General features: G+C 73.2%; 9 protein-coding genes. 5 read left to right on the forward strand and 4 right to left on the reverse strand.

The features are described from left to right. The first annotated feature begins 10 nt into the window (after window positions 1-10). From ACIQUT_RS23145 to ACIQUT_RS23160, 4 genes are read left to right on the forward strand one after another with little or no spacing between them, the layout of a single operon-like run. Window positions 11-766, forward strand: a complete 756-nt coding sequence (locus ACIQUT_RS23145; protein ID WP_403565229.1) for a chain length determinant protein — start codon at window positions 11-13, stop codon at window positions 764-766. Beyond that, a complete protein-coding gene (locus ACIQUT_RS23150; RefSeq protein ID WP_403565231.1) occupies window positions 763-2,256 on the forward strand; it encodes an oligosaccharide flippase family protein in 1,494 nt (497 codons plus the stop codon). Before ACIQUT_RS23145 ends, ACIQUT_RS23150 begins: the two co-directional genes overlap by 4 nt. Then, entirely contained in the window at window positions 2,253-3,356 is a 1,104-nt protein-coding gene (locus tag ACIQUT_RS23155) for a hypothetical protein (protein WP_403565232.1), read from the forward strand. The genes ACIQUT_RS23150 and ACIQUT_RS23155 overlap by 4 nt, the downstream gene beginning before the upstream one ends. 16 nt (window positions 3,357-3,372) lie before the next feature. Continuing rightward, window positions 3,373-4,206, forward strand: coding sequence for a glycosyltransferase family 2 protein (locus tag ACIQUT_RS23160; RefSeq protein WP_403565234.1), 834 nt, complete (start codon window positions 3,373-3,375; stop codon window positions 4,204-4,206). 60 nt (window positions 4,207-4,266) lie between these two features. Here the strand turns inward: ACIQUT_RS23160 and ACIQUT_RS23165 are convergent, their stop codons facing one another. Beyond that, window positions 4,267-5,220, reverse strand: a complete 954-nt coding sequence (locus ACIQUT_RS23165; RefSeq protein WP_403565236.1) for a glycosyltransferase — start codon at window positions 5,218-5,220, stop codon at window positions 4,267-4,269. Then, window positions 5,181-7,250: an O-antigen ligase family protein gene (locus ACIQUT_RS23170; protein ID WP_403565238.1), complete on the reverse strand. Its 2,070-nt coding sequence runs from the start codon at window positions 7,248-7,250 to the stop codon at window positions 5,181-5,183. Before ACIQUT_RS23170 ends, ACIQUT_RS23165 begins: the two co-directional genes overlap by 40 nt. A gap of 80 nt (window positions 7,251-7,330) precedes the next feature. On the opposite strand from ACIQUT_RS23170, the gene ACIQUT_RS23175 reads away from it, so the two are divergent. Then, window positions 7,331-8,086, forward strand: coding sequence for a hypothetical protein (locus ACIQUT_RS23175; protein WP_403565239.1), 756 nt, complete (start codon window positions 7,331-7,333; stop codon window positions 8,084-8,086). A gap of 128 nt (window positions 8,087-8,214) precedes the next feature. Here ACIQUT_RS23175 and ACIQUT_RS23180 read toward each other — a convergent pair whose 3' ends face one another. Beyond that, window positions 8,215-9,261, reverse strand: coding sequence for a glycosyltransferase family 2 protein (locus ACIQUT_RS23180; RefSeq protein ID WP_403565240.1), 1,047 nt, complete (start codon window positions 9,259-9,261; stop codon window positions 8,215-8,217). Further along, window positions 9,258-12,554 carry a DUF4082 domain-containing protein gene (locus tag ACIQUT_RS23185; protein ID WP_403565242.1) on the reverse strand — a complete coding sequence of 1,099 codons (3,297 nt, stop codon included), beginning with the start codon at window positions 12,552-12,554 and terminating at the stop codon, window positions 9,258-9,260. Before ACIQUT_RS23185 ends, ACIQUT_RS23180 begins: the two co-directional genes overlap by 4 nt. Window positions 12,555-12,566: the final 12 nt, after the last annotated feature.

Below are 12,566 nucleotides of genomic sequence, written 5' to 3' on the forward strand. Positions count from 1 at the left end.
GGGGAAGAGCATGGATCTCGCGGAGATCTGGCGGGTCATGCGCAGGCGCTGGTACGTCCTGCTGCCCGGACTGCTGATCACGGCCGCGCTCACGACAGGCGTGTACCTGCTGGTCCCGGTGGAGTACCGGTCCCAGAGCACGGTGACCCTGCTGAACTCCAAGAAGGCCACGGTGGCCTTCGACGGCAACCCCTTCCTGAGCACGCAGGCCTCGCTCACCGGGATGGCCGACGGCCTGGCCCGCAACCTCAACTCCGACGACTCCAAGGCCGGCCTCAAGAAGCAGGGGCTCACCGGCGCGTACGAGGCGAAGATCGCCGACAACGCGCAGGGGCCGTTCATGTGGCTGATCGTCACCGGCACCGATCCGGCGGCGGTCCTGAAGTCGGACCAGGTCCTGACCGCGTACGCCGAGAAGCGGCTGCAGGAGTTCCAGGCCCAGCAGCAGGTGGCCCCGGACGCCATGATCCGCATGGCGACGATCGTCCCGCCGCAGAAGCCGGAGGCGCAGACCAAGACCCGGCTCCAGTACCTCGTGATGGCGGGGGCGCTGGGCTTCGTGCTCAGCCTGGTGGCGACCTTCTTCGTGGAGGCCCGCCGCCGTAAGCCCGCCAAGCCGGGCCGGCACCGGCCCGCCGCGCCCGAACCCGGGTCCGAAGCCGGATCCGAGGCCATGCCCGAGGCCGTGCCCGGGGCCCGGTCCGAGGCCGAAGCCGAGTCGTCCGGCGCGCCCGAGGCCGTGGCCGGCAGTGCGGGGCCGTCGTGACCGGGCCCGCGACCGGGACCCAGGCCCCGCCCGAAGCGCCGCCGCTGGGCCGCAAGGTGGGCTCCGCCGCCCGGTGGAGCCTGGTCAACACGGTCGTCATGCGCCTCGGCAACTTCGCCACCGGCATCATCCTGGCCCGGTTCTTCCTCGGGCCCGAGGCCTGGGGCGTCTACGGGATCGCCCAGACGGTCCTGCTGGTGCTGCTCTCCGCCAACGAGCTCGGCGTCTCGCTGGCCATCGTGCGCTGGGAGGGCGACCCCCGCCGGTTCGCCCCGACCGTCCTCACCCTGAGCGCCGTCTCCAGCTGCCTGCTGTACGCCGCGCTGTTCGCGGCCGCCCCCGCGGTGGCCCGCGTGCTCGGCTCGCCCGAGGCGACCGGGGTGCTGCGCGTCATGTGCGTGTGCGTGGTCCTCGACGGGCTGTCGCAGGTGCCCGCCGGCTTCCTCACCCGGGAGTTCGCGCAGGGCCGGCGGATGGCCGTCGACTCCGTCAACTTCGTCCTCAGCACCGCGGTGACCCTGCTGCTCGCCGTCGAGGGCTGGGGCGCGATGAGCTTCGCCTGGGGCTCCGTCGCCGGGAACGCGGCCGCGCTCGTCGGCTGCTGCCTCGCCGCCCCCGGCACCCTGCGGTTCGGCTGGGACGCCGCCCAGGCCCGGGCCCTGCTGGGCTTCGGACTCCCGCTCGCCGGGGCCAGCATGCTCGCCCTCGGCGTCGTCAACGTCGACACGATGGTCGTCGGCTCCTCCCTGGACCAGCTGGCCCTGGGCTTCTACGTGCTCGCCTTCAACATCTCCGGCTGGCCGGTCCGGATCATCTCCGAGGCGGCCCGCCGCGTGTCCTTCGCCGGATTCTCCCGGCTGGCCGACACCCCGGGGGCACTGGCGAGCGGGTTCGGCCGCGCCCTCGGCGTCGTGGTGACCGGCACCGTCCCGCTCTGCGTCCTGCTCGCCGCGCTCGCCGCGCCGATCGTCGGACTCGTCTACGGCGAGCGCTGGCTGCCCGCGGCCGCCGCACTGCCCTGGCTGATGGCGCTGGGCCTGGTCCGGATCGCCTGCGAACTGGCCTACGACTGCCTGGTCGCCGTCGGACGGCGCCGCTCCCTCATCGGGGTCCAGGCCCTGTGGCTGGTCGTCCTCCTTCCCGTCCTGGTGTTCGGCGCCCGCTCGAACGGGATCGTGGGCGTGGCCCAGGGGCACGTCCTGGTCGCCGGCGCCGTCGTCGTGCCGGTGTTCCTCGTCACCCTGCACCGTGCCGGGATCCGCCTGGGCACCGTGGCACGGGCCTGCGCCTGGCCCCTCCTCGGCGGCGCCGTCATGGCGGCCGTGGTCCTGGGCCTGGAACGGCTCCTCGGCGACGGCATCCCGGCACTCCTCGCGACGGGGGCCGCCGGCACCCTGGCCTACGTCCTGTGCGTGCTGCCCAGCCTGGGCTTCCTCCGCGGCGCCACACCCGCCGACACGACCGCGACGGCGAAGGGACAGCGCCCGTGACACACGACAGGAAACGCCTCTCGGCCTGGCTGCTGGCCGGGCTCGTCCTGGTCACCGTCATCACCCTGTACCAGACGCAGCGGACCGGGATGGGCCAGCCCGTGGCCGACCCGTGTGCGCAGAGCGCCCCCGGCTGCCCCGGACCCGGCACCAGCCCCCCGCCGACGCCCGCGCCGTCCCCGGACCCGAGTGCCGGCGAGACGGCGAGCTCGACCTCGGCCCCGCCCTCCGCCACTCCCCCGCCCGGCAGCAGCGGACCGCCCGCCCCGTCCCCCGCCGCCTGCTCCTCCCCCGGCGCCTGCGGCTTCCCCGACGCGTCCACCACCGGGCCGCGGATCGAGCTGGAGCGGCACGACACCGGCAACATGTCCGTGAAGACCGACGGCACGGTCATCAAGGGCTGGGACATCCACGGCTCCCTGGACATCTACGCCAACGACGTCACCGTCATCGACAGCAGGATCACCTCGACCAACTGGTGGGGCATCAACCTGCGTCCCGGCTTCAGCGGCCTGAAGGTCCTGTACACCACCATCACCGCGATCCCCGGCAAGGGCCCCGACAACGGCGGCGTCAACTACGCGGTGTCCAACATGGGCGGCAGCTCGATCGAGGTCGGCTGGTGCGACATCTCGGTGTTCGGCAACGCCCTGTCCATGGGCCAGGGCGACCTGCACGACAACTACGTGCACGACATCGTCGCCTTCCGCAACAAGACCGGCGAGTGGCAGCACACCGACGCCGTCATCAGCGGCGGCGGCAACAAGGGCCGCCTGACCGTCCGCCACAACACGCTGCTGAACCCGGTCCGCGTGGACCAGGGCGCCACCGCCGCCGTGGGCCTGTTCGCCGACACCGGCGTCGTCTCCTCCGTCGCCGTCGAGCGCAACTGGCTGGCGGGCGGGGCCTACAGCCTCTACGGGGGCGGGCCCGGAGCCACCGGCATCAAGGTCACCGACAACGTGTTCTCCGCCGAGTACCACCCCGCCGCCGGGGTGTACGGCACGGCCACCGCCTGGAACGCGGGCGGCGCCGGGAACGTGTGGAGCGGCAACCGCATGGCCGACGGGAAGCCCGTCCCGCCCCCGGCCTCCCCCTGACGACCGAGAGGAAATGATGCGGCGCATCGCCCGGGCCCCCTGGGAGCTGCTGAAGCGGGCCTTCGGCTGGCTGGTGCTCTTCGAGGCCAGGAACAAGGTGCTGCTGGCCCCGTCCGCCGTGCGGCTGCGCCGCTTCGAGGACGCCGAGACCCGCCGGCTCGCCGCCCGGCTGGGCCGGCCCCCGGCCGCCCTGGTCGCCACCGTGATCGCCACCCACCGGCGCCCGGAGGCGCTGCGCGCCGCGGTCCGCTCGGCCCTCGGGCAGACGGTGGCCGACCAGGTGGTGATCGTCGTCGACGACGGCGCGGGCCTGCCCGAACTTCCGCCGGACCCGCGGCTGTTCGCGGTGTCCCTGGCCCGCAACACGGGCACGGCCGGAGTGGTGCGCAACGTGGGGATCCGGCTGACCCGCTCGCGGTACGTGGCCTTCCTCGACGACGACAACCTGTGGGAGCCCGACCACCTGGAGCAGGCGCTGGCGGTGCTGGAGCCGCCCGGCGGGCCGGACGCCGTGTACACCGCCCTGCGCCGGGTGCTCCCCGACGGCTCCGAGCGGGACGTGCTGTCGGTGCCGTTCGACCGGCGCCGGGCCGCCCGCGAGGCGTTCCTCGACACCAACGCGTTCGTGGCCCGCCGCACCCGCTCCCTGTACTTCAGCCGCCTGCGGCGCACCCCGGAGGTCCTGCCGCGGGAGGACTGGGAACTCGTACGCCGCTACGGACGCCGCCACGAGGTCCGGCACCTGCCCCGCCCCACCGTCCGCTACCTGGTCAACCCGGCAAGCTTCTACACCGCCTGGAACGGCCAGGCACCCCCCGGGTCCGGCACCGGGGCGATCCCACCGGTCTGACGGAGCCGGTCACCGGACGCCGGCGGGGCGCGTGGCAGCGGCCCGGAGGGTTGCGCTCGGTCAGGGTCCGGGGGTGGTTCGCAGGGCGGACGGGGTGGCCAGGGCGCGGGCCGCGGCGAGGCTTGCGGGGCGGCCGAGGGCCGCGCGCGAGGTCTCCCGCAGCAGGACGGCCGCGCGGAACGCGGCGGTCGCGGCCGGGCCGTGGCGGCGCCCGTAGAGGCGTACGCGGTTGAGGGTCAGCAGCGTCCACAGGCGCGGCGAGACCTGGGAGTCCCCGCCGAGGTGGACGGCGGAGGCGGCGGGTTCCAGGCGGGTGGCGAAGCCGTGGTCGCGGGCCCGCAGGCAGTACTCGGTCTCCTCCGAATAGAGGAAGAACGACTCGTCCCAGGGGCCGCAGGCGTCCAGGCAGGGGCGGGAGAGGGCCATCAGTGCGCCGGTCGCCCAGTCGGCGACGGTGGCCCGCCGGTACGCGGCCGGGTCGGTGACCAGTTCGCTGAGCAGCGGGTACCGGCCGGCGCGGCGGTTGCCGATCACGGCCTCGCCCAGGGCGCGGGTCACGCGCGACTCCCGGCGCAGCGAGTGGTGGAGGGTGCCGTCCTCCTCGTACAGCAGCGGGACGCTGATCCCGACCCGGCGGCCCCCGGACAGGGGCGCGTCGAGGGCGTCGACGAGGCGGGCGGCGCAGCCGGGCCGCATCCGCACGTCCGGATTGCAGACGAGGGCGGCGCGGAAGCCGCCCTCCCATCCGGCGGCGGCCGCCAGGGCGACGTTCACCCCGGCCGCGTAGCCGGCGTTGCGGCCGGTCTGCACGACGGTGGCGTCGGGGGCGAGGGAGCGGACCAGGTCCGCGGTGCCGTCGGCGGAGTCGTTGTCGGCGACGACGAGGCGCCAGTCGAGCCCGGCCATGCCCTCGGGGAGGGAGGCGAGGAACGCGGGCAGCACCCGGGCGCTGTTCCAGGTGACGACGAGGACGGCTACGGGACCGGTACCCGGGTCGGGGTGACGGGAGGGCATGGGGACTCCGCGGTTCGGGGCTTCGGCGCCGAGCGCCGGATGAAGCCGAGGTAACTGCCTCCGGCGGCGATCGTCAGGAAGAACATCCCGGCGAACATCGGGAAGCTGAGGCTGTCGAAGGTGGCGCTGATGACCAGGGAGACCACGGCCGAGGCGAAGAACGCCTGCCCGAGCTCCCGGTCGGATTCGGTACGGGCCAGGCGGCGGATGGCGCCGCCCTGGTGGATGCCGGTGAGGAACAGCAGCAGCAGGACGGCGAGCCCCACCAGGCCCATTTCCGCGAGGGTGAGCATGTACTGGTTGTCGGTGAAGAAGTACAGGTTCGGGGTGAACGTGCCGAAGCCGCGGCCGAACAGCGGGCGTTGTTCCAGGTAGGGGACGATGGCGCCGTATTTGACGGTGCGGGCCTGGGTGCTGCTGTCGCCGTTGGAGAGGAACGAGGCGAACAGGGCGGTGATGGTGCCGATCAGGCCGGGGATGATGACCTTGAACGCGGCGACGGCCCCGCACAGCAGCCCGATCGCCGCCCACCGCCGCCCGGGCTTCCAGCGCGGCAGCATCACCAGCACCACCAGCAGGGCCCCGATGATGGAGGTCCGGGACACGGTGAGCGGCAGGGCGCCGCCCATCAGCGCCACGGGTGCCCAGCGCCGCCAGCGGGCCAGGTTCCGGCGGACCGGGTCGAAGGCCTGCTGGACGGCGAAGGGGAGCAGGATGGCGAGCATTCCGCCGAATTCCAGCGGCTGGGCGGTGGTGGAGCGGGGCCGGGTGAACGAGCCGCGGTCCAGGGTGGCGATCTGCGGGACGCTGGACTGCAGGCCCGGGATGCTGATCTTGTCGGCGATGTTCGTCGCGGTGAAGAAGTCGTAGAAGCCGATCGCGGCCACCACCGCCCCCATCACCACCATCCGGCGCATCAGCACGTCCAGCCGGGACCGGTCGTGGATGCCGGCGGTCACCAGCACCACCAGGGACACCCACACCAGGAGCCCGATCAGGCCCCGGTCGGCGCCGAGGACCTCCTTGTGCGAGCTGCCGCGGGTCGCGTTGGCGAGGTACGAGCCGAGCACGGCGAGCGCGAGGACGAGCATCGCGATCCGGGGCAGCCGGGTCCCGGGTACCGGCCGGATCCGGCCGGTCAGCCAGGTCGCCAGGTACCAGAGCAGGCAGAGCAGGGCGTAGGCGTTGGCCGGGGTGCCGACCCCGCCGAGGCCGGGCAGGGTCAGGTTCGACGGGATGAAGAAGGCCAGCGCCAGGTAGCCGGTGAGCAGGGCGGCGGCGTCCAGGCTGCGGCCCCGGCGGCGCCCGGTGAGCCGGTCGCGGGCCGCGTCGCGCAGGGCGGCCCGCCGGGTCCTGCGGGGGGCGGGGGTGCCGGCGGCCCCGGCGGCGGCCCGGGCGGCCTCGGCGGCGGCGCGCCTGCGGCGCCGGGCGGCGAGCGCGCCGTCCGCGACGAAGGACAGGGTGAACCCGGCCGTGGTGCCGAGGATCACGACGCCGAGCACCTGCTGGTAGCGGCTCTTGAGCAGCGGCACCGGGGTCTGCGGCAGCACCACCGGGGCGGTCTGCACGAAGTAGGCGGGCTGGACGCCGGCGGCCGTCTGGAGGGCGTTGAGCTGCTCCCCGGCGAAGGAGGTCAGGATGTTGGTCTCCTGGAGCACCTTCGCCCGGTCGGTGCCGGTGACCGACAGCGTGAGCATCGGCCCGGAGGCGTTGGCGGCGAAGCCGACCGCGTACGGGTCGGTGACGCCGAGGCCGTGGAGGGCGCGGGCGGCGTCCGCCCCCGACAGGGTGCGGATCAGCACGTCCGCGGTCACCACCAGCGAACCGCCCGCGTTCGAGATCGGGTTGCCGAAGGTCGGGGCGAGTTCGGCGACCGCGGTGGAGTCCAGCAGGGCCACCGAGCTCTCCGACCGGTACTCCACCGGCACCGAGCGGTACAGGTGCAGTCCGGCGAGCAGGCCGAGCAGGGTCAGCGAGGCCATCACGTACCAGCGGCGGCGCAGGACGGCGCCCATGTCGCGGATGCTCATGCGCGCCCCCGCGAGCTGCCGGATTCGATGGCGGGCCGCCGGATGTCCTGGAAGGATCGTGCAGGACGGAAGGAATCCCCGTGTCGCCTGGTGAGTTGGTCCGTGCGCTGCGTCGGCGCTGGTACGTCCTGGTGGTGGCCGCGGTGCTCGCCGCGGCCGGAGCGGTGCCGGTGCTCCGCCCCACCCCGGTCCATGTGAGTGCGGCGATCGTCGTGCTCAAGCCCCCGGTCACCGGAAGGTATCCGAACCAGCTGGTCAACCTGCAGCCGCCGCTGGCCGCCGTCTCGTACGCCGTGGTGCAGCAGCTGGAGTCGCCCGAGGGCCGGGCCGAGCTGCGGGCGATGGGGGTGACGGCCGACTACCGGCTGCTGCCGCGGAACAGCGGCACCAGTGTCACCCCGCGCTATCTGATCCCCTCGCTCCAGGTGCAGGCGGAGCACACCGACCCGGAGGCCGCGAACGCCGCGGTCCGCGCGGTGATCGAGGCGTACACGCGGCGTGTGACGGCGCTGCAGGAGGCGGAGGGCATCCCCGCCGCGTCGCGGATGAGCGTGGACCGGCTGGTGCCGCCGACCGCGGTCGCGCAGCACGGCACCAAGAACCGGGCGCTGGCCGGCATCGCCCTGCTGGCGGCGGTCGCCGGGGTGCCGGCGGCCCTGTGGACCGACCGGCTGCTGGTACGCCGGAACCGGCGCCGGCGCGAGGGCGCCGACGCCGGAACCGGGAGCGGTGGAGGGGCCCCCGCCCGGACCCCCGCCGGGACCCCCGCCGGTGCCGGAACGGGCGGCCGGCGGCGGGGCGGGGAGCGGGTGCCGAGCGCCGTGGCGGCCGGCTGAGCCTTCGGGGTAGCGCGGGCGGGACCGCCGCGAGAGGCGGCGGTCCCGGTCGTGCGGAGGGTGCGGATCGTTCGGGTGGTGCGGGTGATACAGGTGGCGCAGGTGGCGCGGGTCGTGCCGGTGGTCCATCAGATCCCTCGCCGCTTCCACGACTGCCACCACAGCCACTCGCGCCCCCGGTCGGCGACCGCCGACAGCACCAGCGGCTGGAGGTAGGGCATGGTGCGCGCCCCGATCCGCCGCCGCCGGGCCAGCGCCCGGTACTCGGCCAGGGCCGTGTAGCGGGGCACGCATTCCGCGGCGAAGGCCTCCAGCTCGTCCACCGGGACCACGCCGGTCCGGCCCCGGTCGTACGCCCGGTAGGCGCGCCGCAGCGCGTACCGGGCGAGCCGGGTGCGGGCGGCCCGGGACAGCATGACCCTGTCCGGCAGCAGGTCCCCGCACTTGTCGAGCACCGAGTCGAAGGCGACGAGGCGCTGGCGGAGGTCGTCGAGCTGGCCGCCGAAGTCGGTAGTGGACATGTTGTTGCCGTGGACCCGGTAGAAGGCCTGGTCGGCGCCGCGGATGTAGCCCACGTCGGCGTGCGCCGCGAGCCGCATCCACATCTCGATGTCGCCGGCGTGCGGCAGCTTGGGGTCGTAGCCGCCGACCTTGCGCTGGAGGGCGGTGCGGACGACCACCTCGGGCGAGGTGATGCAGCCGGTGCCCTCCCGGAAGCGGCGCTCCAGCCACCGGTGGCCGGGGTAGACCACCGACCCGGTGGACCGGGTGCGGGCCTGCGGGAGGGGTCCGCCGTGCCGGAAGCGCAGCGGCCGCCCGTACGCGAACCCGGCCTCGGGGTGGGCGTCGAGCAGGGCCGCCGCCCGTACGAGGGCTCCGGGGACGAGCCGGTCGTCCGCCGAGAGCAGGGCGACGTAGTCGCCGTCGGCCCACTCCAGCAGGCCCTCGTTGTAGGTGGCGATGTGGCCGCGGTTCTGCTCGTGCACGCGGACCTCGATCCGCGGGTCGCCGGCCGCCAGGGCCCGGGCGACTTCTCCGGAGCCGTCGGGCGAGGCGTCGTCGATGATCAGTACCCGGACGTCGACCCCCTGCTGCTCGTCCAGGACGCTGCGGACGCAGTCGGCCAGGAAGTGGCCGTAGTTGTAGCAGGGGATCACGACGCTGACCGTGCTCACAGGGTGCTCACCTCCGAGGACAGCCCGGCCTGCGCGGCGGGCGGCGGGGTCGTGGTGAAGACCGGGCCGACCCAGTAGTTCACCGAGCCGAAGGTGTTCGCCGGGAAGACCGCGGAGGCACCGTACTTGTAGAGGCCGTTGGCGCCGCCGGTCCCGTCGGCCGGGGCGACCAGCGGGTACGAGCGGTGTGCGGCGGCGAAGTAGCCGCCGTCGACGGAGTAGTTGCCGTTCGGTGCGTGGTAGGAGGCCACGTACGTGGTGCCGGCCGTGACGGGGACGGGGGCGGCGAAGTTCAGCTGCTGCCAGCCGGACAGGGTCTCGCTTCCGAAGGTGCCGGTGGCGATCAGCTGGCCGGAGGCGGACCACAGGCTGCCGGTGTGGGTGCCGGTGTTCTTCGGCCCCTTGTAGAAGGTGATGCCGGTGACGTAGCCGTCGACGGCGGACTGGAACCGGGTGCCCAGCTCCACGGAGTTGACGTCGCCGACCACGTTGGCGGTGCTCGGGGTGGCGGCACTGTTCCACAGGGTGCAGGGGCAGTTGACCTGGGGTGGGGTGGGGCTGGTCGTGAAGGTCCAGGTGACCGGTTGGGGCATGGTGTTGCCCCACAGGTCGGAGGCCTTCACGGAGGCCGTGTAGGTGGTGTTGAGGGCCAGTTCGCCGGCCGGGGTGAAGGTGACGCTGTTGGAGGCGCCGAAGACCTTGCTGCCCGGTACGGCCGTCCCGTTCGCGTCCTTGACGGTGAACTGGAGTTCCTCGGAGTCCACTGCGGTGCTGAAGGTGGCGGTGACGCCGGCGGTGATCGCCGTGCCGGTGGCCGCGGACTGCGGGGAGATGGTGCTGACGGAGGGCGGGGCGGTGCTGGCCGTGGAGGTGTCCAGGACGGCGTCGACCCAGTAGTTGCTGCCGTTGGCCGCGGTGGACGGGAAGCCGCCGGTCGCGCTGTAGCGGTAGACGCCGTTGCCGCCGTCGGTGCCGCTGCGCAGTGCGGTCAGCGGGGCCAGGCCGGCTTCGGCGCCGGCGAAGGTGTTGTCGAAGGCGTAGCCGCCCTTCGGGGCGAAGTAGGAGGCGATGTAGGTGGTGTTGGGTTTGATCGGTACCGGGGTGGCGAAGTTGAGCTGCTGCCAGCCGGAGGCCGTCTCGTTGGTGAAGGTGCCGGTGGCCAGGCGCTGCCCGGAGGCGGTCCACAGGCTGCCGGTGTGGGTGCCGATGTTGGCCGGGGACTTGTAGAAGCGGATGCCGGTGATGGAGCCGGGCACGGAGGAGCGGATCTTCACGCCGAGTTCGACGGCGCTGCCGTCCCCGGCGTTGACGGTGCCGGGCACGGCTGCGGCCGGCCAGACGGTGCAGGGGCACTGCTGGGGCCCCACGGTCAGCGGCACGGTGGTGGTGGCGCCGGTGTTGACGCTGTCGTCCACGGCGCGGACCTTGATCTGCGCCGATCCGGGGGCGGTCGGGGTCCAGGTGTAGCTCCAGGACCCGATGCCGCTGGTCGCCTTCCAGGTGGTTCCGCCGTCGGTGGAGACCTCCACGCGGGCCACCACGCCGCCGCTGTCGGCGGCGGTGCCGGTGAGGGTCACGGGGCGCAGTGCGGGCACGGTGGCGCCGGCCGCGGGGCTGGTCACCGTGACGGTCGGGCCGGTGGTGTCCGTGGACGCGGTGGCCGCGACCAGGTCGGACTGGAGGCTCTTGGGCTGGACGCCCATGTCGGCGAACACGTTCACCGTGGCCTGCTGCATCCGCTTGTCCTCGGTGACCACGACGGCGTCCGGGTTGGACGTCGGCATGTTGGTCAGGCCCCAGGACCACTGGACGGTGCCCGCGCCGAAGACGAGCGCGCGGGAGGCCGGGTCGCGGAAGGCGAGCAGGCTGTGGGTGGCGGTGCCGTTGCCGTAGGTGTTGCCGTAGTCGAGGCGGAGCTTGCCGTCCTCGATGTCGACGGTGGTGGAGGACAGCTGGATCTGGCCGGGCGGTCGGGCCGCGTCCTCCACGTCGCTGTCCCACTCGTAGCCGAGGGTGCCGGCCGGGAAGGTGGCGGTCTGGGAGGGGGTCAGGTTCGCGACGGTGGTGCCCCGCCACAGCCGCATCTTGGCGAAGCGGCCCGGCACGGTGATGGCGTCGCTGCGGTAGCCGTTGACGCTGAACAGCGAGCCGGTCAGCTGGTTCTGCGGCTGGTAGGGCCGCCCGTTGGCGGCGCTGGCCGGGTCCATGAAGGTGCCCGTCCAGATCCCGCTCGGGTCGGGGATGCCGTTCGGCTGCGGGAAGGAGAGCTTGGTCTCCTTGTAGCAGACGAGGGTCCGGTCGGCGGTGTCGGTGCCGTCGATGCTCGGGGCGAGCCGGGTCTTCCAGAAGATCTCGTTGCCGCTGAAGTACGTCTGGTGCTGGCCCGCCTTCCGGGCATTGAGGGCGTTGGTGAACTGGTCCTGGGTCCAGTATTCGTCGTGTCCGGAGGACATGAAGACCTTGTGGTTGCCGAGCAGGGTCGCGCCGCGCTTCGACATGTCGATGCCGGACATGTAGCTGACGTCGTAGCCGTTGCGCTCCAGCCACGAGATCATCTGGAACTCGGATCCGTAGACCCCGTTCTCCCCGCCGATGTCCATGGGCCGGTTGTAGCTGACCTCGTAGGCGCGGCCGTCGGGCGCGGGGCCCGTGCCGTCGTACAGGTCCTGGCCGCCGTAGTTGTTGTACGCCTGCCAGGTCTGGTCGCTGGTCTGGACGATGATGTCGGAGTGGCTCGCGTCGTTGCGGACGACGAACGGGTAGGGCATGACGCCGTTGCCGTCCGCCTGGTCGAAGTTGGCGATGTACACGCCGGAGACCGCGTCCGCGGGCACCGTCCACGTGGCCGTGGTGGGCCAGTTGCCGCAGTCGACCAGGCCGGTGGCGGCCTTGGTGGTGCAGCTCTGCGGCTGGCCGCCCGCGGCGAAGTTAGCCGGATGGGTCTGGGCTGCCTGGGCCGCGGTGGACATCAGGCGGGCCCCGTTGCCGCCGTAGTGGCCCAGCCGGTAGACCGAGATCCGGTACGGGGTCGGCGACTGGACCTTGAACTGCACCGTGTCGCCCGCCTGGACGCTCATCTGGGCGCTGAAGCCCTTGATCTCGCCGTAGGCGCTGGGCGAGAACCAGTCGGACATCGGTGTGCCCGGCTTGGAGTTCTCGCACACGATCGCGTTCGTGCCGGGACCGCAGGGGTCCACCGCCCCCGCCGACGCGGACGGAGGCAATACCGTGGCCATCAGGGCCGCGACCACGGTGAAGAGGCCGTACCTGGCCCACCGTGTCCGTCTGTTCATCTGTACCTCTTT

Source organism: Streptomyces sp. NPDC090445 (assembly GCF_044769385.1).
Taxonomy (GTDB): Bacteria; Actinomycetota; Actinomycetes; order Streptomycetales; family Streptomycetaceae; genus Streptomyces.